At 44.1% G+C, this 23,227-nt stretch carries 22 protein-coding genes and 2 pseudogenes; 11 read left to right on the top strand and 13 right to left on the bottom strand.

The features are described 5' to 3' along the window. Positions 1–2,700 (top strand): TIGR03960 family B12-binding radical SAM protein (locus RMO55_RS20905; RefSeq protein WP_310429938.1); only part of this gene is annotated, 2,700 nt, incomplete at its 5' end. Positions 2,701–2,724: 24 nt separating this feature from the next. Here the strand turns inward: RMO55_RS20905 and RMO55_RS20900 are convergent. Continuing rightward, positions 2,725–3,897, bottom strand: coding sequence for an endonuclease NucS domain-containing protein (locus RMO55_RS20900; protein ID WP_310429936.1), 1,173 nt, complete (start codon positions 3,895–3,897; stop codon positions 2,725–2,727). Between the two features lie 92 nt (positions 3,898–3,989). On the opposite strand from RMO55_RS20900, the gene RMO55_RS20895 reads away from it, so the two are divergent. Further along, positions 3,990–4,313, top strand: coding sequence for a hypothetical protein (locus RMO55_RS20895; protein WP_310429934.1), 324 nt, complete (start codon positions 3,990–3,992; stop codon positions 4,311–4,313). Here RMO55_RS20895 and RMO55_RS20890 read toward each other — a convergent pair. From RMO55_RS20890 to RMO55_RS20875, 4 genes are read right to left on the bottom strand one after another with little or no spacing between them, the layout of a single operon-like run. Next, positions 4,286–4,654: a transcriptional regulator gene (locus RMO55_RS20890; protein ID WP_310429932.1), complete on the bottom strand. Its 369-nt coding sequence runs from the start codon at positions 4,652–4,654 to the stop codon at positions 4,286–4,288. The genes RMO55_RS20895 and RMO55_RS20890 overlap by 28 nt on opposite strands. A 10-nt stretch (positions 4,655–4,664) precedes the next feature. After that, positions 4,665–4,967, bottom strand: coding sequence for a type II toxin-antitoxin system HigB family toxin (locus RMO55_RS20885; protein WP_310429930.1), 303 nt, complete (start codon positions 4,965–4,967; stop codon positions 4,665–4,667). Positions 4,968–4,999: 32 nt separating this feature from the next. Then, complete coding sequence (locus tag RMO55_RS20880) at positions 5,000–5,200, bottom strand: hypothetical protein (RefSeq protein WP_310429928.1); 201 nt, start codon at positions 5,198–5,200, stop codon at positions 5,000–5,002. Between the two features lie 11 nt (positions 5,201–5,211). Further along, a complete protein-coding gene (locus RMO55_RS20875; protein ID WP_310429926.1) occupies positions 5,212–5,538 on the bottom strand; it encodes a hypothetical protein in 327 nt (108 codons plus the stop codon). Positions 5,539–5,690: 152 nt separating this feature from the next. On the opposite strand from RMO55_RS20875, the gene RMO55_RS20870 reads away from it, so the two are divergent. The 3 genes from RMO55_RS20870 to RMO55_RS20860 all read left to right on the top strand — a co-directional run bounded on the left by RMO55_RS20870 (position 5,691) and on the right by RMO55_RS20860 (position 7,766). After that, positions 5,691–5,966: a BrnT family toxin gene (locus tag RMO55_RS20870; RefSeq protein ID WP_310429924.1), complete on the top strand. Its 276-nt coding sequence runs from the start codon at positions 5,691–5,693 to the stop codon at positions 5,964–5,966. Then, entirely contained in the window at positions 5,950–6,183 is a 234-nt protein-coding gene (locus RMO55_RS20865; RefSeq protein WP_310429922.1) for a hypothetical protein, read from the top strand. The genes RMO55_RS20870 and RMO55_RS20865 overlap by 17 nt, the downstream gene beginning before the upstream one ends. Positions 6,184–6,401: 218 nt before the next feature. After that, positions 6,402–7,766, top strand: coding sequence for a homoserine dehydrogenase (locus RMO55_RS20860; protein WP_396134440.1), 1,365 nt, complete (start codon positions 6,402–6,404; stop codon positions 7,764–7,766). Between the two features lie 294 nt (positions 7,767–8,060). On the opposite strand, the gene lipA is transcribed toward RMO55_RS20860, so the two are convergent. The 4 genes from lipA to RMO55_RS20840 all read right to left on the bottom strand — a co-directional run bounded on the left by lipA (position 8,061) and on the right by RMO55_RS20840 (position 11,996). Beyond that, entirely contained in the window at positions 8,061–8,936 is an 876-nt protein-coding gene (gene lipA, locus RMO55_RS20855; protein WP_310429939.1) for a lipoyl synthase, read from the bottom strand. A 125-nt stretch (positions 8,937–9,061) separates the two neighbouring features. Continuing rightward, a complete protein-coding gene (locus RMO55_RS20850; protein ID WP_310429920.1) occupies positions 9,062–10,180 on the bottom strand; it encodes a M23 family metallopeptidase in 1,119 nt (372 codons plus the stop codon). 323 nt (positions 10,181–10,503) lie between these two features. Then, positions 10,504–10,947, bottom strand: a complete 444-nt coding sequence (locus RMO55_RS20845) for a hypothetical protein (RefSeq protein WP_310429918.1) — start codon at positions 10,945–10,947, stop codon at positions 10,504–10,506. A 68-nt stretch (positions 10,948–11,015) separates the two neighbouring features. After that, positions 11,016–11,996, bottom strand: coding sequence for a beta-fructosidase (locus RMO55_RS20840; protein ID WP_310429916.1), 981 nt, complete (start codon positions 11,994–11,996; stop codon positions 11,016–11,018). A 721-nt stretch (positions 11,997–12,717) separates the two neighbouring features. Between RMO55_RS20840 and RMO55_RS20835 the strand changes: the two genes are divergently transcribed. Together RMO55_RS20835 and RMO55_RS20830 are read left to right on the top strand one after the other, a co-directional pair. After that, the gene (locus tag RMO55_RS20835) at positions 12,718–13,416 is read left to right on the top strand and encodes a lipase (protein WP_310429914.1); all 699 of its coding nucleotides are present in this window, start codon (positions 12,718–12,720) and stop codon (positions 13,414–13,416) included. Positions 13,417–13,472: 56 nt separating this feature from the next. Continuing rightward, positions 13,473–14,102, top strand: a complete 630-nt coding sequence (locus RMO55_RS20830) for a Uma2 family endonuclease (protein ID WP_310429912.1) — start codon at positions 13,473–13,475, stop codon at positions 14,100–14,102. Between the two features lie 39 nt (positions 14,103–14,141). Here RMO55_RS20830 and RMO55_RS20825 read toward each other — a convergent pair whose 3' ends face one another. Continuing rightward, positions 14,142–15,086, bottom strand: a complete 945-nt coding sequence (locus RMO55_RS20825; protein WP_310429910.1) for a hypothetical protein — start codon at positions 15,084–15,086, stop codon at positions 14,142–14,144. Between the two features lie 438 nt (positions 15,087–15,524). Here RMO55_RS20825 and RMO55_RS20820 point away from each other — a divergent pair, with 438 nt between their 5' ends. Continuing rightward, complete coding sequence (locus RMO55_RS20820; RefSeq protein WP_310429908.1) at positions 15,525–16,778, top strand: aspartate aminotransferase family protein; 1,254 nt, start codon at positions 15,525–15,527, stop codon at positions 16,776–16,778. Between the two features lie 159 nt (positions 16,779–16,937). On the opposite strand, the gene RMO55_RS20815 is transcribed toward RMO55_RS20820, so the two are convergent. Further along, positions 16,938–17,465: a DUF6444 domain-containing protein gene (locus RMO55_RS20815; RefSeq protein ID WP_309729494.1), complete on the bottom strand. Its 528-nt coding sequence runs from the start codon at positions 17,463–17,465 to the stop codon at positions 16,938–16,940. Positions 17,466–17,559: 94 nt separating this feature from the next. On the opposite strand from RMO55_RS20815, the pseudogene RMO55_RS22380 reads away from it, so the two are divergent. Next, positions 17,560–17,760: pseudogene (locus tag RMO55_RS22380) on the top strand (Uma2 family endonuclease); the annotation flags it as partial. Positions 17,761–18,102: 342 nt separating this feature from the next. Here RMO55_RS22380 and RMO55_RS20805 read toward each other — a convergent pair. Beyond that, positions 18,103–18,507 (bottom strand): annotated as a pseudogene (locus RMO55_RS20805) (RNA-guided endonuclease InsQ/TnpB family protein); the annotation flags it as partial. Between the two features lie 277 nt (positions 18,508–18,784). On the opposite strand from RMO55_RS20805, the gene RMO55_RS20800 reads away from it, so the two are divergent. Then, the gene (locus RMO55_RS20800) at positions 18,785–19,138 is read left to right on the top strand and encodes a single-stranded DNA-binding protein (protein ID WP_310429904.1); all 354 of its coding nucleotides are present in this window, start codon (positions 18,785–18,787) and stop codon (positions 19,136–19,138) included. 175 nt (positions 19,139–19,313) lie between these two features. Here the strand turns inward: RMO55_RS20800 and RMO55_RS20795 are convergent, their stop codons facing one another. Then, on the bottom strand, positions 19,314–21,107 hold the full coding sequence (locus tag RMO55_RS20795) for an ABC transporter ATP-binding protein (RefSeq protein ID WP_310429902.1): 1,794 nt from the start codon (positions 21,105–21,107) through the stop codon (positions 19,314–19,316). A gap of 452 nt (positions 21,108–21,559) precedes the next feature. Between RMO55_RS20795 and pds the strand changes: the two genes are divergently transcribed. Next, on the top strand, positions 21,560–22,966 hold the full coding sequence (gene pds, locus RMO55_RS20790) for a 15-cis-phytoene desaturase (protein ID WP_310429899.1): 1,407 nt from the start codon (positions 21,560–21,562) through the stop codon (positions 22,964–22,966). The last annotated feature ends 261 nt before the right edge of the window (positions 22,967–23,227 follow it).

The following is a 23,227-nucleotide window of genomic DNA, read 5'->3' as shown; positions in this document are numbered from 1 at the left end:
GATCGAGCCTACCTTCCCGCAGCAGATTTAGCCCAGAAGTTACGCGATACTCAGACACCATTATTTGGCGTGGAGTCGCAGCAATCCCTCGCCGAATTTGATATCCTCGGTTTTAGTCTCAGCTACGAATTGGGTGCGACGAATATATTAGAGATGTTGAGTCTCGCTGGAATTCCCCTGACGTGGCGCGAGCGTGAGGCGGGTAATTATCCCCTAATTTTTGCAGGTGGGCAAACGGCAACATCGAATCCCGAACCCTATGCAGATTTCTTTGACTTTATCGCTCTGGGGGATGGGGAAGAGTTATTGCCAGAAATTGGTTTAGTCGTTGAAGATGGCAAAAATGCGGGGCTGAGTCGGCGCGATTTATTATTGGATCTGGCGCAGGTTCCGGGCGTATATGTACCCCAATTTTACGATTTGCATCCCGATGGGAGTGTGAAGCCAAATCATCCTGACGTACCAGAGCGGATTCTGAGACGGGTAGCTACCCCGATTCCAGCATACTCGATCGGGTTGGTGCCCTACGTCGAAACTGTCCACGATCGACTCACCATCGAAATTCGCCGTGGTTGTACCCGTGGCTGTCGCTTTTGTCAGCCAGGGATGTTGACTCGCCCTGCGCGAGATGTGGAGCCGGAAGCGGTAATTAATGCGATCGAAACCGGAATGCGATCGACGGGTTATGATGAGTTCTCGCTCTTATCTCTCAGTTGCTCGGATTATCTCGCTCTGCCTGCTGTGGGCTTGGAAATCAAGAATCGGCTCAAGGATGAGAATATCTCGCTCTCCCTCCCCAGTCAGCGGGTGGATAGATTTGATGAAGATATCGCCAATATCATCGGCGGTACGCGCAAAGGTGGTTTAACTTTCGCGCCGGAAGCGGGTACCCAAAGGTTGCGGGATATTATTAATAAAGGTTTGACGAATGAAGAATTGCTGCGCGGTGTGAAGACTGGCTTCGAGCAGGGTTGGGATAAGATTAAGCTCTACTTTATGATCGGTTTACCTGGTGAAACCGATGTCGATGTCGTCGGGATTGCCGAAACCGTGCGTTGGCTCAAGCGGGAATGTTGGGCAAAAGGTAGACGCACGTTGCACTTTAATATCACTATCTCCAACTTCACGCCCAAACCCCATACCCCCTTCCAATGGCACTCGGTGTCAACTACTGAATTCGATCGTAAACAACGGTTACTCAAGCATGAGTTCTACAATCTGCGCGACGTTAAAGTCAATTATACCGACGTGCGGATCTCGGCAATGGAAGATTTTGTCGGTCGGGGCGATCGATCTCTCGCGCCAGTAATTCGTCGCGCCTGGGAACTCGGCGCGGGTATGGATGCTTGGTGGGAAAGTTTGGAGAAAGCCTACGGTGCCTGGGCACAAGCGATCGACGAAGCTGGTTTAGACTGGAAATATCGCCGCGTCGAAAATGGCGAATGGAATGTATTTGAGAATTTACCCCCCCAACCCCCCTTGGAAAGGGGGGCTTTAGATCCGGCTCCCTCACCTTTCCAAGGGGAGGGTTGGGGTGGGGTAAAGATCTCAGCCGAAACACCAGTCGCCGAGCAAGGATTTGGTGTGGGTACCGAAGATGGCAGGGTACCCACGAGGGGCACCCCTACAGATCCTAGTACGGTACTAGGATCTGTCATTAATAGTCGCGCTCCAAAACTCAAGCTTCGCCTTGCCACAGGCGAATCCGCACCAACAGATCCCATTAACACACCAGAATTCGTAGGGGTGCCCTTAATGGGTACCCTGCCCACCCCACTCCCACACGCCCCCACTCCACTCCCCCACAATCTCAACGCCCCCCTCCCCTGGGATCACCTCGACACGGGTATCGATAAAAAGTGGCTCCAAGATGACCTCGAACGCGCGCTCGCCGCTGGCATTGTCCCCGACTGCTCATTCGATGGTTGCTCCCATTGCGGCGTGTGTGGCACCGATTTCGGTCACAATGTCATCGTCCCACCCCTACCGATTCCCGAATTTACCGGACAATTTACCCCCAACACCGACAAGGTACAGCGGTTGCGGGTATGGTTTGGCAAAAGTGGCAAAATGTCTTTAATCGGGCATCTAGATTTAGCCAAGTTATTCGATCGAGCCATCCGCCGCGCCAGTATTCCCGTAACCTATAGTGGGGGCTTCCATCCCGCACCCCGCATCATGATTGCCAATGCTTTACCATTAGGCTCAACCAGCACAGGTGAAATCGCCGATTTTGAACTCACCACCATCATGGATGAGTCCGAATTTCAATCGAAATTAGCAGCACAATTACCCGCAGATATTCCTATCTATCGAGTAGAATCCGTCGATCTCAAACAACCCGCTGCTTCGGCATTAATCACTCAGGCAGAATATCTAATTACTGTTTCATCAGCTAGCGAAACACCTCCCCAATGGGAAACTTGGATCGCGGCGGTGTTAGCTAGTCAGGAAATCATTCAGAATAAAAAGTCTAAATCTGGCAAGAATACACAAATAAACCTGCGAGAACGTTTATATGAATTGGAATTATTGAAAATTGCTGATGAGACAGACGTGGAATTGAGATATGTGGGGAGTTGTGCAAATGATGGAACGTTGTTGCGTCCTGAACAGATGGTGTTTATGTTAGAACAGTTTGCTGGTGTGGAGTTGCCGTTGGTTAGTGTGGTTCGATCGAGATTGATTTTAGGAGAATAACTCGATTGGTTCAATACAAATTATTTACCACATCTTATGAGTTGTAAGATACTCAAATATATCGCCTGTTTCCGATCTAATTGTTCTCGCATAATCAGACGCATGTGCCCACGCATTTTCTAATTCTATCTCTGATAGATTTGGATACAAGGCGTGAATTTCTTCATCACTATAATCCAGCATCTCACGCATTGCAACAAGAACCCATATAGGAATTTTTGTATTGAGAATACAGGTACGTCCATCGGCGATGTCAGGATTGCTCTCAACTCCAAGCAAGCTTAGATGATGAGCGATGAAAGCTTCTACTTTTATTCGATGTTCGCTACTTTGCACTTGCATAAGGCTTTGGTTATAACGAACTTCGATCGCATTGGGTACTTTATTTTCTATACACCATGCAGCCAGATGACCTAGTTGGATATTTTGTGGTAACTTTACTGTTTTAAATTTTCTAGTTATTCCACTTTCCTTAGATAAGAGTTCTAATTTAATCTTGAATTCCTTTGTACAAGCACGTTTGTATTTTTTAGATTTTTCTCTTACCTCTTCAGCCGTTAACGTCTGAATTGCTAACTTGGATGAATAATTTAGCCTCATGTAGTAATCAACAGCATCAATATAGGGGGCATTAACCATTACATATTGCTTCCACCGCTCCGCAGGATCTTCACTCCACTCTATTTCTGTCTTCTGTACTTTCTCTTTGGGCAAGACATCATCATTTCTACCTGTTGATATTTGCGATGTATTTTTCTCATTGGTATCACAGTTACTCAACGTAAATAATATATTCTTTGTGCCTTTAACTTGCGCGATGTCAAAGCTCCAAAACTCAATTTCTAGTCTAGTATGTTTTCTGTCTATTAAGTTGTGCTGATGAAATGATGGGGTAATGGCAATCAGCCTGATCTCATTTTCATAATTGATTAAATTTGAAAATGGTTTTTCTTCAATTAAGCTCTCATAATATCTAGTCAGTTGTTGGACTATATATCGATCTTCCACATTCTTTAGCTCAATAATGCTCAATTGCTGTCGATCGTCAACCGCTAAAATATCACAAATATCACCGTTAACTCTGTATTGTTTAGCAATTGGCTGAAGTGCTAATAATTCATCTAAGTGCCCATAGACAAATTTTTCGAGTTCAGCTTCACTTTTAAACTCAACTTTGTCCCTTACCTTGTTTAACATATCGATCAGTTGTAACTAACGTTATGTTATTGTTCCCAAATATCTCTATATAATTATGTTAAGCGAATAAAAGATGCCTGGGAGAAATATATATGTCACCTATTGCTGAAGAGATTTATACATCAGTCATTCAGACTTTATCACCAACAGATCGATTGCAATTAGCAACATTGATTTTAGATGGATTAAAGCAGAACGTCTCAGTTATTGATATTAGCGATCACTGGACAGAACAAGATCGATCGGATGTTACTAATTTTTCGTTGCAATATGCAGCTTCTCTATTTTCAGAAGAGGAGAATGTCGAAGATCTGCTGAAATTGAATACTCGATCTAAATGTGATTGGGTTTGCTCGATCAATCGATTTCGGTCGAGTATCTCGATCTTTCAAATAAATAAACTAGCAGAAACCTGAAAGTATTCACCAAGAGCCTTAGCTTGGATGGGATCGATCGATCGTTTACTCTCAAAAATTTCAGCCACAACTTCAGCAGAACCGATCGATCCAACCAAATCAGTTTGACTAGTGCTACTATATTCCATCAAATGTAGCAAAGCCGCATGAGGACTAACATCACCCATTGGATAATGCTTACCTTCATAGTCTTCGATTAATGTCACAATTAATGATAGAAATTTTGACTCTTCATTACTCAGATTGTGATTTGCTACTAGAGGCTCTGCGATTGCTAAGGCTCGATCGTACTCTGCTTCCGATGTAATAACTTCAGGAACAAAATCCGCTAACAAATTCACATAGACTGCTCTATCCTAAGTAATCGTCATTTTTCCAAGAATCCTTATCGTATTCTGCGTGAGTTATAGAATACTTGTAGTAAATAGTTTGATTAACATAGTTGATATCTACAATTAATCGATACTTATTTCCTTTGATATTGAAGACAGTAAAATTACTAACAGCTTCTGTATCGCGATAAATTTGTTTAACTTCCTCAAGATTTTGCCAAGACACACTTTTGACAACTTTGTACCATTCTTCAATTACTCTTTGCGTATCTGGATATTTGACAGAATCGGATCGTAGGTTCCGAATTGAGATTAGATGCATATCTTGTTATGGTAGACCGAATCTAGTACATCTCAAAAAACCTGCGCCACAGGCATAGCCAAAGCTTTTTTCAAATCCTGTAGTAACGATTCTAAAAACATCGAATCATTTGTCACATCTGAAACTTCATCCTCAGATAACTCTTCCGAATCCAATTGACTTTGATACGCTGCAATCCGAAACTCTAGTGCTTCGGCGATCGATCTCATTGCCTTTGGTGATAGGTTCATCATGATAATTTTCCTCAACTTACTTTATAAAATAGATTACCAACTGATTCTAGAACACGCTGATATTCATCTAATGGCATCGAATAGCTCGGCTCCCATAGCCAATGATTCCCATAATCATTTACAACTCTAAGCTCGCTTGGAATTTCTGCCTCTAAATCCAGTTTCCACCAGTTCTTGCCAATTCCTCTAACGGAGAACGTAGAAATACCTCCTGAGTTTGCAGCGATCCACACCTTCCCATCAGCTTCATACATATCGATATCCTTAGCTCGGATATTCTCCATTCTGGAAGAGATCGCATTTCCCATCCGATACAGATCGACTGGCGTTTTCCTCACAACATCATTTTCTCGATATTTAGATTATATTTTAATCGATCGTTGCCATCATAGCCGATCAATTCAGACACAAACAGATACCGCTCGATCAAGCTTGAGTGAAATAACTGCGTACTGGTAAAATTAGGAGAGTAAATCGGTAAAGTGGAGTTATGTCATTTGAGTGGGACGAAGAAAAAGCCAAAAGCAACATTTCCACGCATGATGTTTCTTTCGACGAAGCCACTTCTGTATTTGAAGATCCGTTATTTTTAACCTTTGCCGATCCAGAACACTCCATTCAAGAGCAACGATTCGTTATCATGGGAGAATCAGCCAGGGGACGATTACTCGTTGTCTCTTATACCGAGCGTGCAGATGCCACGCGGCTAATTAGTGCCCGTCAAGTTACTCGCAAAGAACGTAAAGCTTATGAATCAGATCTCTGAAATGGATGATGATTTACGCCCTGAATACGATTTTACTCAACTCACTGTCGTTGCTCGTGGACAGGGACGCAAAAAATCGAATCTCACGGTTGAGCTAGATCCTGATGTCGCGACAGTTTTCCCTGATTCTGGGGCTGTTAATGAAGGATTACGACTATTGATGAGGCTAATTCAACAGAATCAAGCGCAGCAAAGTAATCTAATTTCAAATAAATAAACTAGCAGCAACCTGAAAGTATTCGCCAAGAGCTTTAGCTTGGATGGGATCGATCGATCTTCGGCAAAAAATCTACCACTCAAAATCGGGATTGCAGGTATCGCATTTGCCGTGTGTGTATTCGTCCAAAATCGCCGCGAACGCTGAAAAGAGCCGAGAGTAAAATTTGGGTGATCGATCTCAATTTTTTGCTACAGCGGCTACGCTGACAAATTTGAGTGCGAACTAGTTTAAGATCGAAATTGGGTCGTGAATCTAAAATAGTTAAAGTTGTGGTTAAAATTGGCATCCTCGGATTGGGTACCGTCGGTACTGGTACAGTTCAAATTCTCCAAGATCCCGTAGGGCGACATCACTTACTCCAGTCTGTGGAAATCCAGCGTGTGGGCGTAAGATCGATCGATAAACCTCGGACTGTCGATCTCCCTTCCGAGCTAGTGACGACAGATCTAGATTCGATCGTTTCCGACCCCGAAATTGATATTATTGTTGAGCTACTAGGTGGGATCGAACCAGCTCGTAGTTTGATGCTCAAAGCGATCGAACACGGCAAACATGTCGTCACAGCTAATAAAGCTGTCATCGCCAGATTTGGTGACGAAATTTTTACTGCAGCCAATAACGCAGGTGTCTATGTGATGCTAGAAGCGGCTGTCGGGGGCGGGATTCCGGTAATTCAACCGTTAAAACAATCCCTCGGTGTGAACCGCATTGGGCGCGTTACTGGAATTATCAATGGTACGACTAACTATATTCTCAGCCGAATGACCTCTGAAGGTGGGGAATTTTCAGATATCCTTACCGATGCTCAAAAACTTGGCTATGCGGAGGCAGATCCGACTGCTGATGTGGATGGTTTGGATGCAGGGGATAAAATCGCAATTTTGGCATCTCTTGCCTTTGGTGGCAGAATTAACAGGGATGATGTGTATTGCGAAGGGATTAGGAAAATCAGTGCGACGGATATCGCCTATGCTGATAAGCTCAATTTTGTGATTAAATTACTGGCGATCGCCGAGCGAGTTGAAGGTGGTGCGGTATCTGTGCGGGTACACCCAACCTTCGTTCCCAAAGATCGTCCTCTAGCTAATGTCAATGGCGTATACAATGCGATTTTAGTCGAAGGCGAACCCTTGGGGCAAGTGATGTTATTCGGCCCAGGGGCGGGTGCTGGCGCGACGGCTTCGGCGGTAGTTTCGGATATTTTGGCGATCGTCGGTGTAATGCAGAGTAAACCCAGCCGCGAAGATGCCGTCACGTCGCCCAATACGGCTCTTCATCCTCTCTTGAGCTGCGCCCACACTGATTATAGTCGAATGGCTCCTTTATCGAGCCTACGGAGCAGTTTCTACGTCAGATTTCTTTGTCTAGATGTACCAGGCGTAATTGGTAAATTGGGGACTCGATTTGGATCGCACAATGTCAGTATCGAATCGATCGTTCAAACTGGCTTCCAAGGAGATCGCGCTGAAATTGTCGTAGTGACCCACGATGTCTCTGAAGGCGATTTTGAATCAGCATTAGCTGAAATTAGACAGTTAGATTCGATCGATAGTATCCCCAGTATCGTGCGGGTACTCTAATATCGATCCGTCAAGCCATGCTAGAAACAATGAAAGTCGATCGAACACCACCAAATTGGAGTGCTTTTATCTTAGGGACTTGCAAATAATAATTCATTCCAAACAGATTGACTGATACCAAGACAGCATAGTCGATTCATACGACTGGAACGATTTTACTGTTGGGATTCCCTAGATTTAATCCCCCCACCCCATTAAAAAGTAGGAAAAGGGGGAATTGGGGGGATTGATAGCCTATATTTGTAACAAATAAAACTTTTCAAACATCCTTTAAATGTGATTAATAATTATCGGTTATCTTGAATATTTGACTATCAATTTTTGGACTTCCTCGGCATGGTAGGAACTGCGAGTTAGGGGTGTCGAAACAACTTGAAGAAAGCCAATTTCTTCCCCATATATTCGCCAATCATCAAACTGAAGGGGAGTGATGAATCCGGCGACGGTGAGGTGTTTGGCGGATGGTTGGAGATATTGCCCGATCGTGATGATATCACAATCTACCGATCGCAGATCCCGCATGGTTTGTCTCACTTCCTCATCAGTTTCGCCTAAACCAGCCATAATCCCTGATTTAGTATAAACCTTTGGAGTATAGGCACGCGATCGAGCCAGGACTTCCAGGGAACGTTGATAATCACCCTGAGGGCGAACGCGGCGATATAATCTGGGGATGGTTTCAGTATTATGATTGAGCACTTCTGGAGCCGCGTCTAAAATCGTCTCCAATGCCTGCCAATTGGCACATAGGTCTGGAATGAGTACTTCGATCGTGGTCTGGGGTGAGAGGGAACGTACAGCCTCGATACATAACACAAATTGACCTGCACCCCCATCGGGTAAATCATCCCGATTGACAGAGGTAATTACAACGTGTTTGAGATTGAGTCGCTTGACAGCTTCCGCTAGCCGGATTGGTTCTGTCGGATCTAGAGGCTGAGGTTTTTTCTCAAAATCAATATCACAGTAAGGGCACGCGCGAGTACAGGCAGGTCCCATAATTAGAAACGTAGCTGTTCCAGCACTGAAGCACTCCCCAATATTCGGACAAGAAGCTTCTTCGCAGACAGTATTGAGCTGTAAGTCGCGGAGGATGTCTTTGACATTACCTACTCGTTCCCACTGCGGTGCTTTTACACGCAACCATTCTGGTTTAACTGTCATAGCAATTCTAGAAATATTCACAGGCTTACTATTTTAGCAAGTTCCGACTGCAAATCGGGGTGTGGGGGTTTGGGAAGTAAAAAACACTTGAGTCCAAACACCAAACTTTCAACCTTTAACTTTCTAATAAATTAAAGTCCTTGTGGCAAATCTTTCCGTGCGAATGGCATCGATCGGCGAAGATTAGCTACAGCATACTGGATTGCCCGACTGGGATCTACTGCCACCCAATTACTGCCATTGGACACTCGACTTTCAAAATGTAAGTGAGGTCCAGTCGAGTTTCCAGTGCTGCCAACCAGCCCGATGACGGTGCCTTTGGCGATCGATTGACCTGATTGGACAGATATCTCCGAGAGATGGCCGTAGAGAGTTTGCTGAGTACCATTGTGCTGAATCACGATCGCCTTACCATAGCCCCCATTCCAACCTGCCGAAACAATGGTACCAGATTCAGTGGCAACGACTGGTGCGCCTGTGGGTGCACCGATATCTAGCCCAGAATGGAAGCGACGTTTACCTGTGAGTGGGTGTGTCCGCCAACCAAAGCGAGAAGTGATGGTGGCAGGAGTCATCAACGGATATATTAATTCTAGACTTGGCTCCTTAAAGGGGGTGAAATTGGGTGTTGGAGCAGCATTATTCGTAAAGGGAATAGGATTAGATCTTGGCGCAATAAATCCTGCTGGATGAGCGGTAGGCACTACCGTTGAGCTAGATGTTGTTGCGGGAATTGGAACTACTTGGGCCGAATTTGGAATAATCTGAGTCAGTGGTGCTGGAACGGGAATTTCAATCGAAGCATCCGGTCGTGACTGAAATGGTACAGCACTAATTTTAGAATTACGTCGTAGAGTCCCAAGATCGCTAGAAAATATACTGCTTATCTGTGGACGATCTACTTTGCCGCTGGGTACGGATAAATCTTGGTGAGTTAGACTACGATCTTTATTAAATCCTGACTGACGATCTTCAATAGCAGGATCGGCTACATTCGAGTCATTTCCCTTCCGATCTTTTGGGCTAATCTTGCTTGCCAGATGTTGGCCAAAAGTATAGTTAGTCTGTGAGGTTTCAACTTTCACAGGATCGGGTGTACTGAGAACATTTGCACCCGATAATTCAGATCCTAATGTATTATTTGCTACTAAAGTTTGCAAGTTTGAAAATGAATTCTGTGCGGATACCGCATGACTATTCAGCAATGCACCAGCAACGACTAAAAACCGCAAGGATGTGTTTGTGCTCATAGATACAGATCGAGATTAGGACAAAGTGAGAATCGGGATTTTAAGATTCAGTTGAAAGCCATGACTCGTTAAGTATAGAAGATCCTGTCACAATTTTTATTATTAATTTGCTAATCTCGGATCTCGATCGATCATTAGTAGTCTTGGGCGTAAATTAAAGGGACTATTCAGATGGGATTCGGTAATAGTCCAGTGAGTTGTGCGGCTGAGTAATAGGGAGATCGTGAAAGCACCCCTACAAATGGATAGCTAGATTATGTAAGGGTGCTTCTTTTAGGTACGATCGAGACTGGATATTTAGATCGGGTAAAATGTAAATCAATTTACAAACGAAATAACTCAAAAATCTGGCGACAAAACTGTTTTAACTTTTCAGCTATTTCTGGCTGAGGTTGAATATCTCCTTCAAACTCCCAATCATCGATAGTGGACAATCGCCACTGTTTACCGCGATGATCGAAGCCAGCAACTTCCAATCCAATAAAGTTGCGTGTAGACTGACAGGGCTTGCCATCTACATCAGCAATCAGATCTTCATAAAATCGAAGCTGAACTAGAACACTGCGACTTTGCCACCGCCGACTCCAGCCAGGAAAATGAAAGCTAAAATCGATCGAATCAGGATCGACTAGTTGCTGTGTATCGCGATCCTCAGCCCACGGCTTTAAATCTACTTTCGCATCAGGAAACTCGCTCCGAAACAGACTGACAGCAGAGGCAATTTTACTGGTAAGGATGAGATCGGTAGCCTGTTGAGCAGCGTTCACAGTTGAGGGTCTGATGTTGAGAACAAAGAGTAAAATGTAGAAGCAACACGAATTGCCCCTACATTTTACTAGATATCGATCGAATAGCTGCTAAAATCCCGATCGACATGCTCTAATCCAGTCTGCACGCCACTGCGACGGATACCACCAGTAGTGATATCAAAACCCACAATTTCCCCATTCAGTTCGGGGATGATTCGACAAGCATAGAGCTGCGCGGTTTCAGGTAAAAATACCTTAGGATTTGTGGCTGGAAAGTTAAACAGAGATGGCGATATAATCCCCTGCAAGCCACCACTTTGTTGCGTTGTGGGTGCGAAGTCATATTTTGCCCACGAACTATATACCAGGGCATAATCGACACCAGTTCGGTATAGTTGGGGCACCTCCATCTCTGCATAAAAGCCAGGTTGACAGATCGGCGGTAAATATTCCCACTGTTCAAAGCTATTATTTTTAGCTTTGAGCAAAGCAACTGTACCTTTTCTACCTAATGCTTGAGCTGGATCTTTTGCCGACAGCAACATGTAGATCTGTTCCTGGTGGCGGAATAAAAATGGATCGCGCCAAGCATGAATTGTCAAGTCTTCAGGAACGTGGTGTAGTTCGTAAGGAGCTTGAGGTTGAATCCGAATATTGGGAATCCGAAACCAACGATCGAATGTTTGAATATGATGGGTAAATGCTACACCAATATTCTGTGTCATCCCATCATCTGTCGCTTGATTTCTGGATGTATAAAACATCAAAAATCCACCCTGAATCTTGATAATATCTCCACTCCAAATCGATGTATCGTCCCATCCATGCGGATCTGCTCCGAGGACACGATCGCTAATCCACTCGATTGTGGTAAAATCTTTAGTAGTTGCATAGCCTACCTGAGAACTAAAATGATGTTTGTCCTCGGCTACTAATGCTCGATCGGCATTGAGGTAAAATATATGAAAAATTTCTGTATCTGGTGCAAAATAGTACCAAAAGTCCCAAACATGACGATCGGGATGTTGGAGCGTAGGATAGCTAAATTCTGGAGCGAGGGTGCGCATTTTCTACCAATTCAAAATACAAGATTGGGTAATTAAGTCAAAACAAAACTGTCACAGCCAAAATCCTTGCGAATAGGGCAAGAATTTTTAGACTGCGGGGAAAAGATCGTAGCAGTTATGTCGCGTTGGGGGTTCGTTAATTATTCATTCAATAGTAATGAATGATTTTACCGAAATAAGTTTCAATTTTTGTTGAAATTTAATCTTGCGGCTTTAACGATAATTGAGTCAATCCGTCATTTAGCCCATTGCGACAAACCGACAAGTATTTATACTCATGAAGTTTGAGACGATTGGCTTGAAACTATTTGTCTCCGCTGAATCTCTCTTTGCCACTTGCTGAAAATGCTGGAAATTGCTTACAGATATTGAGGTGGATACCTGTACAGACATCAAGCGATAAAGCGGCGATGTCATATATATTCCAGTAGGCAGGAGGAGTGGTTATTATTTAACATACCCAACCTATCACAATAATCGATCGAAACTAATAAATTTAGGTTTGAGGCTTTAGCAACTTTCTCCCTTTCTTCCTGTTTCACCATCCTCTTCTCCCTCGGGATCATCCCACCTTTATTCGATCGAGAGAGATAAATCTTATGTACTAGTATCAAGCGGCGCAAATTACAGGACTATTGCCAATTGCCGATTCTCGATTCGCAATTATTTATAAATTCAGTGACACGGAAGACAATATAACGATCTTCAAGATTCAATCCTAATGCTACCTACAGTTATTTTACCTGGCTATCTCGAAAGTTCCGATGTCTATCTGCCGCTTCAGCAAGCTTTGACTGCACTTGGTACGCCCACGACAACGGTACCGCTGCGAAAAAGAGACTGGATACCAACTCTCGGCGGTCGATCGATGATTCCCATTTTGCGCCAACTCGATCGAACTGTCAATACAGCTCTAGCCAATAATAATGCTAAACAAATCAATCTGGTCGGACATTCGGCAGGTGGGTGGATTAGTCGAATTTATCTAGGTGAAATACCCTATACAATTCATGGGGATGTGGACGAAACAGCTAATTTGTGGAATGCTAAATCCAAAATTGCTAGCCTAGTTACCCTGGGAACTCCCCACATTAGTGGCGAACGCTGGACGAAGAAAAATCTTGATTTTGTTAACGATAATTATCCTGGTGCGATTCATCCAGAAATTCAATATATTTGCGTTGCAGGCAAGTCAATTTATGGCGAAAAAAAGATCGGTCAATGGTTAGCTTATAGTAGCTATCAACAGACTTGTGGGGAAGGGAATACTTGGGGTGATGGGATTACCGCAATCGCGGCGGCACATTTAGTAGGTGCGACGAATATTATTATTGAAGGAGTTAGACATTCGCCCCGCACTTCAGGGGTATGGTATGGTTCACTATCAGTACTCGATCGATGGGTGGAGTATTTAAGGTAGGTACTTTTGATAAGCTATAATAGTCAAGTTACCGAGCTATAGTTAGAGGTGAAGTAATGTTAGCAGTTATCAATACGGGTGAAGAGAGAACTCTCCTTCAAGGTATCAGTTGGAATCTTTATGAAAATCTTTTAACAGAAATCGGTGATAACGGAAAAGCGCGATTGAGTTATTACCGAGGAGATTTAGAATTTATGACCCCACTACCATCACATGAAAACTATAATCGTCAGATCGAAAGAGCGATTGTCGTCTTCGCAGAAGAACTAGATTTAGATTACAATTTATTCGGTTCGATGACGATTAAGCGTCCAGATTTAGAAGTTGGAAAGGAACCCGACTCTTGCTACTACTTTGCTAACGAGCTAGCAGTGCGTGGTAAAACTAAGTTAGATTTCACGCAAGATCCACCACCCGATTTAGCCGTGGAAATTGATATTACTAGCAGCTCGCTCAATCAACTTACATTATATGCAACCTTGGGAGTTGGTGAAGTGTGGCGATACGATGGGAAAACATTAATATTTTACCAGTTGCAGTCAGATAAATATGAGATCGTCGATCGATCTCCAACGTTCCCAATTTTATCACCCGATCGAGTATTAGAATTCTTGACAGATTGCCAAATAGATGGAATTAATCAGGCGGTGAAAAATTTGCGGAAATGGATTCAGACAAATCTTTAACCGCCCTCACAAACTCACAGTAAAGATGGCAATATTTCTCTATTTTTTAAAGCTGTCTGCGCTAGCCGCTTTTGATTCTCTCTCGTTGTAGCTCATACCGATCGCATCACGAAGACCAGGCACATAGACCGTATAATTTTTATAGCTACCACCACGCATAATAATGGTATTCCATTGCTTACCATCAACTTCAGTCCAGTAGTTAAATCCGTTGCCAGACTTTTGCTCTTTGTGTACCATTGTTTTGCCATTTATCGGGCTGCGGACACCATCAATTCGCACCAAGTAGGCTCCAGGTGTTCCTGGTACATCAGCCATCGTCATCCGCTCGCCTTCAGATCCCGAGTAAACTTTGATAATACCGACTTTGGCACTAGCAATATCCACCATCGGCAATTTCTCTTCCATAACTGGTGCAGCAGCTACCTCTTTTTTCGGTTCGCAACCACTGAGCTTGATACCTTTTTTCGCAAATACAGGACATGCATGTTGCAGCAAGTACCCCTCACCATTTGCACTGGCGATTTCTTTCTCTACCGCAGTTCGTACTGAGGGAAAACATTTGCCACTTAATAGACGACGTGCAATCGCGTTGGGAGTAGCATCTACAGGCATGGAAAGCCCCGAAACGATAGCTAAACTAACATCTTCATCCGCACATTGTGTGGCGGCTGGCGACGCGCCTAATCCAGGCTCAAAAAACTGCAACGCCGCCCAATGCTTAAATTGTAACCGAGCACGTTTACCGATCGCGAACAATTCTTTTGGGTGCGCTTTCGCATACTTTTGTAGAGCTTCCATGCAAACACCAGTATCATAGCTATTGTTGGCGGCACATTTATCAAAATCTGCTAGCGACTTAAATACGATTTTCTCTTGGGCAAACGCAGTTCCTGACAAACCTGTCATAAACATCGATGCCGAATATGCCGTTAACAGGAGTGCGATGTGACGGAGTGAAATGCTACGGGGTAAAGTTTTCATGAAAAAATTCAGATCCATTAATAACTCGCAGGACATGTTTCCGATCGAGTAGGTTCCCTAGTGTTGCTCAATTGACTGGTTAATGCTATAACAGTTTTACGATACATCATCAGTTTTATTCGGCTGGTTTTTAAAAATGTACAGTTCATTAGATCGGTGTCGCTACACCCTCAACCTGAATGGCTCCACACAGTGGGAGTCACAGATCGATCTAACCCAACTCGTAGCTCAAGCTTCTCGTCGTAGCCGACGACAAAAATAAGTTGTAAATCGTAAGTCGTAAGTCGTAAGTGTTTTATGACAGGGAATTAAATTCCAACGAAGCGTTAATTTAATTTGGCAGTATTCCAGCAGCGTGCTGGTAGATATCTTAGTTTAGAGCGCGGAAAAGTTTCTGGCGTTCGATCCGATGTTTAACGATTTTTAAGGAGTATTTTGATGAGTTTAGATACAGTAGCGGTTCAACCGACGATTCACCCAGAATTGTTGTCAACTTTTAGTCAGGATGAATTTAATAGTCATGTGATGACTACTTATGGACGGTTTAATCTCGCCTTAATTAAAGGTGAGGGTTGTACCGTCTGGGATACAGATGGGAAGGCTTATGTGGATTTCGTCGCAGGGATTGCGACATGTACGCTGGGACACGCACATCCAGCGGTAATTGAAGCGGTGACAACGCAGATTCAGACGCTGACGCATGTTTCCAATCTTTATTACGTCCCCGTGCAAGGTGAATTGGCGAAGTGGCTAGTTGACCATTCTTGTGCCGATCGAGTATTCTTCTGTAATTCTGGCGCAGAAGCGAATGAAGGCGCAATCAAATTAGCGCGGAAGTACGCCCATAGTGTCTTGAAGATTACCGAACCAGTGATTTTGACTGCACATGCTAGTTTCCACGGACGGACGCTAGCGACAGTCACAGCCACCGGACAGCCTAAGTATCAACAGAACTTTAGCCCCTTGATTCCAGGGTTCCACTATGTACCGTACAACGATTTTGCTGCGATCGAGTCGGCTATTTCGGAGTTAGATGGACGGGTAGCGGCAATTATGCTGGAACCATTGCAGGGCGAAGGTGGCGTGAATCCTGGGCAAATCGAATATTTCCAACAAGTGCGGAAACTATGCGATGAGAAGGGAATTTTACTAATTCTCGACGAGGTACAAGTGGGAATGGGACGTTCGGGGAAATATTGGGGTTACGAGCAATTAGGCATCGAGCCAGATATTTTCACTAGTGCCAAGGGTTTAGGCGGTGGGATTCCAATTGGCGCGACGCTATGCAAAGAATCTTGCAATGTATTCCAGCCTGGAGATCATGCAAGTACCTATGGCGGAAATCCCTTTGTCTGTGCAGTGGCTTTAGCAGTCTGTCAAACATTGGAACGGGAAAATATTCTCGCCAATGTCCAAGCACGGGGCGAACAATTGCGGGCTGGTTTACAACAGTTAGCTGCAAAATATCCCGCCATCTCGGAAGTTCGGGGTTGGGGTTTAATTAATGGATTAGAGTTGCAATCTGAGAGTAAAATTAATGCAATCGACGTAGTTAAAGCAGCGATGGAATTGGGTTTATTATTAGTCCCTGCGGGGCCAAAAGTCGTCCGGTTTGTGCCGCCACTAATTGTAACTGAGTTGGAGATCGATCGGGCTGTGAGTATTTTCGATCGGGTTTTGGGTGCAATGTAGTAAATTCAGAGTGGGTAATTCCCACTCTAATTCAAGTTTAAATATTTGTTTTGAACATTGAGAATAACTTTTACATTCGCTTTCCAGCAAGGGTTTTAGGCTGTTTGAACAGTGGTGAAATTACGGCTATTTGCTCACCAGGACATGGATTATTCGTAACTACTCAGGCTGAAGAGTGGGAAAAAGTGGCGTTTCCATGAAAACGAGTCTAAGGGCATCAAGAACACCACACTTTGGGCAACACTTCTCTTCTGCTTGGTGTTCGTGTACCACCAATTTTATTGGCGGTAGCTCGTGAACTTGGCTGCATCTCAAATTTAATACTTCTACATTTTCCAGTGATGCACCGCAACTTTTGCAATCTACAACTGGATAGACAAATACTTCATCTACTTCTCCACACCATTCTAATGTGCTGCCAGGATGATCTTTTTGTCCGCCACTTTTACGACCACTCTTGGTGCGAAGGCTTTTTGTTCGTTTCGCAAATCCATCCCCTGATGGTGGCTTGCTACTATTTTTGCTGTCCTTACTTTTTTGATTTTCTAATACTTCAATCCGTGCTTCTAGTGCATTAATCCGCGCCACCAGACTTTCCACCAACGCAATCACTGCTTCTTCCCCTTGGGCATAGCAGGCACGGATTTCTTCTGTGCTAATGGTTAGTTTTTGAGATGCCTGCTTCAATGCTCTGCTGTCCGTTCGATTTCTTGACTTGACTCTACACCTATCACTACCGCTTATCCCCAAACCTTCCTAATTTTTTAAGCCTGAGTAGTTACGAAATATTAATTGGCAGGGTTATCGGCAACTACTAGAGATTTTGGGCGATCGACGTGCTGCAAAATTGACATTCGATCGAGGAACTTTAGAAATTACGATGCCGTTAGAAGAACACGAGTTTTCGGGACGCTTAATCGAGCTTTTTATTCGGATTTTAGTAGTAGAGCTAGGTTTGAAGATTAAAACAATGGGTTCGACAGCCCAAACAGATGAGGTAGAAGCGGAGATGAATTTACTTGACATACTCCCGCCGCTAATCCTGTACCACCGTAACCGATATAGCGGGGGATTCTTATTCGCGGTTCACAGAGAATTACTTGCAGTCTTTGATTACTCATCGACTGTAGAGGTACATCTCTCCCCGCGCTTTCCCTCATTCTCAGAGGCAGATCCTCCTTGCCCAGAAGTACTGTCTTGAAAAGGTGCTTCACTTGCGGCTCACCTTTGGACGGGTTCCCCGTCAAAAAAGGTGAGACAAGACAGGGGAAACCCCAAGACCATTGGGCGGGTCACCCGCCCAGCAGCACTTTCCGCTGTGTTTGTTCCACTCCACACCAAGAATGTTCAATCCCTTATGCAGGATGTTCAACGCCGCATTCGTATCGCGACAAATCTCAATTTTGCAATTAGGACATGAATGGGTTCTGGTGCTGAGGGACTTTTTGACCCGATGACCGCAATTAGAGCAATCTTGAGACGTATAGTTTGGCGATACTGCCACAACTGCTTTATCCCAAATCTTGCTGTAGTAGTCTAGCCATTGAGTGTATTGATACCAACCAGCATCGGAAATTGACTTAGCCAAATGATGATTTTTGACCATGTTCGCAATCTGCAAATTTTCATACACCACAACATCGTTAGATATCACTACGTTTCGGGCTTGCTTAATCGCCCAATCTTTCCGTTAGCGTTGAATTTTGAGATGAACTCTTCCTAGTCGTTTAAAATATTGATTAAGCAATGAATTTGTGCAGTGAACTCATACACCCGCCCATCTCCCGCTGGCTACGCCTTTGCGTCTAGTGGGCGGGTGCAATCGTTCTACGGTGGTACAGCTCGCATTCATCTACTGGTCGGGTGACCCGACCAATCCACCACCAAACGGGGTACCGTTCTGGTGGGGGCATTCTGCTGTTCTAGGTAAATGGGTCAGAGAAATGAAAAAATCTTAGTCATTTTGAGTTAGAATAGGATATAAAGTACATAACTACTATTTTAGTATGAGTCTTAATGTTGTTCATCTGGTGGGAAGAGTTGGCGGCGATCCAGAACTCAAATGGTTTGAGGGTTCGGGGAAATGCGTCTGTACCCTCACCCTCGCAGTCAATCGTCGCAGCAAAAATCAAGATCAGCCCGACTGGTTCAATCTCAAAATTTGGGGTAAAACTGGCGAGATTGCCAAAAACTATGCCAAAAAGGGCAGCCAGATTGGAATTAAAGGCTCTTTAGAAATCGAAACCTGGATCGATAAAGCTACAGGTACCAATAGATCTCGCCCCGTGATTAAGGTTGATTCGCTCGATCTGCTCGGTTCTAAGAAAGATAGTTCTGAAGCGATGCCAGATTATACGTAGTAGTTCAAGTCTTCAAAATTGAGGGTAGGGCAATTAATGAATTGTCCCTACCCTCAATTTTGAGTAAAGTGGTAGCGTTTATAGGGTGCGTTAGCGATAGCGTAACACACCCTATAAGAGCAATTTTTGCTTTTCAAGGGTAAGACTGCTAGAAACAAATAACCCCACACCCTGATCAGACAAATTTTGCATTTTGTTGGATGTTCCATAGTCCAGCATAGATGCTATTTAGAGCCAGTAACTCATCGTGGGTACCAGCTTCGACTAATTCTCCACGTTCCATTACATAAATTCGATCGGCATTACGGATTGTCGATAGTCGATGCGCGATCGCAATTGTAGTTCGATCGAGTGTAATTCGATCGAGAGATCTTTGAATTGCCGCTTCAGTTTCATTATCGACTGCGGATGTCGCTTCATCAAGAATCAAGATCGGTGGGTTTTTTAGCACCGCCCGAGCGATTGCAATTCTTTGGCGTTGTCCCCCAGATAATTTCTGTCCTCTCTCGCCCACAATCGTCTCGTAGCCTTCTGGTAATCGATTCTCGTTCCGAGAGGCTACGCCAACGATAAATTCATCAGCTTCGGCAATTTTTGCCGCAGCAACCACCGATTCTAAATCTGCATCGGGACTACCATAGGCAATATTTTCTCGCACCGAACCGTGGAACAGAAAGACATCCTGACTGACTAAGCCGATCGATCTCCGCAAGTCCACTAAATGTAAATCTTGAATATTAATACCGTCTAAAGTAATCGTCCCTGATTGGATTTCATATAATCGAAGTAAGAGTTTTACCAGTGTACTTTTACCCGAACCTGTCGCGCCAACGATGGCAATTGTTTGTCCAGCAAGAATTTTTAATGATAACTTTTTGACCACAGTAGATCGATCTGGATAAGCAAAAGTTACATCCTTGAATTCAATATCACCCCGCACGGATGGTAATGTCAGATTTCCAGAATCTATCGCGATCGGTGTATCTAGTAAATCCATTACTCGATGAGTAGAAGCCATCCCACGTTGATAGAGATCTAATGTTTCACCTAATCGTGTTAGCGGCCATAATAACCGTTGAGTAAGATAGATCAGGATGCTATATGTGCCCACACCTAATTGACCATTTACAGCCGCAAGTCCACCTAGTAATAGGGTCATTGTAAAGCTGAATAAAACAGCCATCCGAATCAATGGTACAAATGCCGCACTGACCGCGATCGCCCGACGATTGCTCTGACGGTAGGCTTCACTATCAGCACGGACTCGATCGAGTTCATAAGCTTCGGTGGTAAAGCTTTTGATAGTTGTAATCCCACCTAAATTATTAGCTAGCCGACTATTTAACAAACCAACTTTTTCGCGAACATTACTATAATAGGGCGCGAGATATTTTTGAAACCAAATCGAACCAATAATAATAATCGGGATTGGAACTATCGACCACCAAGCCAAGTTTGGAGCGAGGACAAAGAATACGCCACCGATAACGATTGCGTTAGTCAGTACTTGAATAATTTCATTCGCACCAATATCTAAAAATCGTTCTAGTTGGTTGATATCATCGCCCAAAATTGCCATGAGATTACCAGTACTTTGATTCTCAAAATAAGCTAATTCTAACTGTTGAATATGTCCATAGGCATCGAGCCTAAGATTGTGCTGAATTTTTTGAGAGAGATTTCGCCACAGATTGGTATAGATATATTGAGAGAGAGATTCTAATACCCAGACGATGACGGTAATAACTGTGAGAATGATTAACTGTTGCTCGACATTTCTAATCCCTAGGTTGGCGATAAATGAATCTTGTTTTTTGACGACGACATCTACAGCCATCCCGATTAAAATTTCTGGAGCGACATCACATAATTTATTGAAAACTGACGCAATCGCTGCTTGCCAAGTTTGTCCGCGATATTGTTGCCCATATGCTAATAATCTTTGAAGGGGATGATATTTATTTTTCATGTATTAATTGACGATAAATTGAGACTTCTCAATCCACGATTCGTACTATTATTTATCTGAGATTTTACAGTTTTACCCAATCGGCAAGATTAAATATTATTTTATTTATATCTTGACGCGCACTAGCAACCCCAATACTTTTCGATTAGTAATTGCCGACGATTGAAATCGCAGGTAGTGATGCAAAGTCCGCCTACGCGGGCTAACTAGTTTTAAGCTTAAACGAGAAGTATTGGTAGCGACCCGTGATGCCAGACATATCGTAGTACTACAGAGCGCAAGCTACTGGACTATTCCCAATTCCCGAACCCCCACGCTCTCCTTTAATAGTTTTTATGTACTAATTTAAGATGTGAGTCGATCGAAATGTTGAATTGTAAAGAAATGCAAATATAATTAGACTGGATAGAGTATTCATTAGAACGTCAATCGTATAGGGGTAGTACCAATAAATGCGTGTAGCCATTGCAGGAGCAGGTTTAGCTGGACTAGCTTGTGCTAAATATTTATCAGATGTCGGACATACCCCCATCCTTTTTGAAAGTCGGGATGTGTTAGGTGGTTTAGTGGCAGCTTGGAAAGATGAGGATGGTGACTGGTACGAAACGGGACTCCATGCTTTCTTTGGGGCTTATCCTAATATGCTTCAGCTAATAAAGGAGCTGGGAATTGAGGATCGCCTGCAATGGAAAAAACACGCTCTCATTTTCAACCAACCAGAGAAACCAGGTACATACTCATACTTCGATGTCCCAGATATTCCCGCACCGTTTAACGTAATTGTTTCGATCTTGCGGAATAATGACATGCTGACTTGGGAACAGAAAGCCAAGTTTGCCCTCGGATTGTGGCCAGCAGTCTTACGGGGACAGCAATATGTGGAAGATATGGACAAGTATAGTTTATTAGAATGGCTGCGATTACAAGGTATCGACGATCGAGTTAATTCGGACATTTTTATTGCGGCATCCAAGGCTCTGACTTTTATCAATCCTGAAGATGTATCGGCAACGATTCCATTGACCGCAATCAACAAGTTTCTGAAACAACGCTACGGCTCCAAAATTGCCTTTCTAGATGGGTCGCCAACCGAACGCTTGTGTCAGCCTATTGTGGAGCATTTTGAAGCCCGTGGTGGCGAAATTCGGATGGAGAGACCGCTCAAACAAATCGTCCTGAATGATGATGGTACGGTTAAACATTTTGTGATGCGCGGACTCAATGGTGAGTCAGATGAAATTGTTGTTGCAGATGCCTATGTATCCGCGATGCCCGTCGATGTTATCAAAACGCTGATTCCCGCACCCTGGCGGGAGATGGAGTTTTTCGAAAAGATGCAAGGTTTGGAAGGTGTGCCAGTAATTAACTTACATTTGTGGTTCGATCGCAAGTTAACCGAGATCGATCATTTGTTGTTCTCTCGATCGGATATTCTCAGCGTTTATGCTGATATGAGCGTAGCTTGTAAGGAGTATGAAGATCCCGATAAATCCATGCTAGAACTGATTGTCGCCCCTGCCAAAGACTGGATCGACAAATCCGACACCGAAATTACAGCGGCGGTCATGACAGAATTAGAACGTTTGTTTCCCCAACATTTGACTGGTGACAATCCCGCAAAGTTACGTAAATCGAAGGTCGTCAAGACACCCAGATCGGTTTATACTGCATCTCCAGGACGGCAATCTTGCCGACCGAGCCAATCGACCCCGATCTCTAATTTCTTTCTCGCTGGTAGCTATACGATGCAAGAGTACCTCGGCAGTATGGAAGGTGCAGTGCTTTCTGGTAAGCTTGCAGCACAGGAGATCGCAAATTACCAACCCGTAGTAGCAAAACCACTAGCTACTGCATTGTAGGGAGTAGGGAGTAGGGAGTAGGGAGTGACGAAGTAGGAGAGTGACGGAGTAAGGGAGTGACGGAGCAAGGGAGTGACGGAGTAGGGGAGTGACGGAGTAGGGGAGTGATGGAGTAGGGGAGTGACGGAGTAAGAAACACCCCCCACACTCCACACCCCTACACCCCTACACCCCTACACCCCTACACCCCTACACCCCTACACCCCTACACCCCACACCCCCACACCCCCACACCCCCACACCCCCACACCCCCACACCCC

The organism is Chamaesiphon sp. VAR_48_metabat_135_sub (assembly GCF_031418915.1).
GTDB lineage: Bacteria > Cyanobacteriota > Cyanobacteriia > Cyanobacteriales > Chamaesiphonaceae > Chamaesiphon.
This window is presented reverse-complemented; position numbering and strand designations above follow the sequence as displayed.

Coding starts and splice junctions, on each gene's coding strand:
- RMO55_RS20880 (WP_310429928.1), bottom strand. CDS start 5,200: ATGATGAACCTATCACCAAAGGCAATGAGATCGATCGCCGAAGCACTA.
- RMO55_RS20830 (WP_310429912.1), top strand. CDS start 13,473: ATGTTAGCAGTTATCAATACGGGTGAAGAGAGAACTCTCCTTCAAGGT.
- RMO55_RS20865 (WP_310429922.1), top strand. CDS start 5,950: ATGAATCAGATCTCTGAAATGGATGATGATTTACGCCCTGAATACGAT.
- RMO55_RS20825 (WP_310429910.1), bottom strand. CDS start 15,086: ATGAAAACTTTACCCCGTAGCATTTCACTCCGTCACATCGCACTCCTG.
- RMO55_RS20795 (WP_310429902.1), bottom strand. CDS start 21,107: ATGAAAAATAAATATCATCCCCTTCAAAGATTATTAGCATATGGGCAA.
- RMO55_RS20850 (WP_310429920.1), bottom strand. CDS start 10,180: ATGAGCACAAACACATCCTTGCGGTTTTTAGTCGTTGCTGGTGCATTG.
- pds (WP_310429899.1), top strand. CDS start 21,560: ATGCGTGTAGCCATTGCAGGAGCAGGTTTAGCTGGACTAGCTTGTGCT.
- RMO55_RS20800 (WP_310429904.1), top strand. CDS start 18,785: ATGAGTCTTAATGTTGTTCATCTGGTGGGAAGAGTTGGCGGCGATCCA.
- RMO55_RS20820 (WP_310429908.1), top strand. CDS start 15,525: ATGAGTTTAGATACAGTAGCGGTTCAACCGACGATTCACCCAGAATTG.
- RMO55_RS20835 (WP_310429914.1), top strand. CDS start 12,718: ATGCTACCTACAGTTATTTTACCTGGCTATCTCGAAAGTTCCGATGTC.
- RMO55_RS20900 (WP_310429936.1), bottom strand. CDS start 3,897: ATGTTAAACAAGGTAAGGGACAAAGTTGAGTTTAAAAGTGAAGCTGAA.
- RMO55_RS20885 (WP_310429930.1), bottom strand. CDS start 4,967: ATGCATCTAATCTCAATTCGGAACCTACGATCCGATTCTGTCAAATAT.
- RMO55_RS20840 (WP_310429916.1), bottom strand. CDS start 11,996: ATGCGCACCCTCGCTCCAGAATTTAGCTATCCTACGCTCCAACATCCC.
- RMO55_RS20895 (WP_310429934.1), top strand. CDS start 3,990: ATGTCACCTATTGCTGAAGAGATTTATACATCAGTCATTCAGACTTTA.
- RMO55_RS20870 (WP_310429924.1), top strand. CDS start 5,691: ATGTCATTTGAGTGGGACGAAGAAAAAGCCAAAAGCAACATTTCCACG.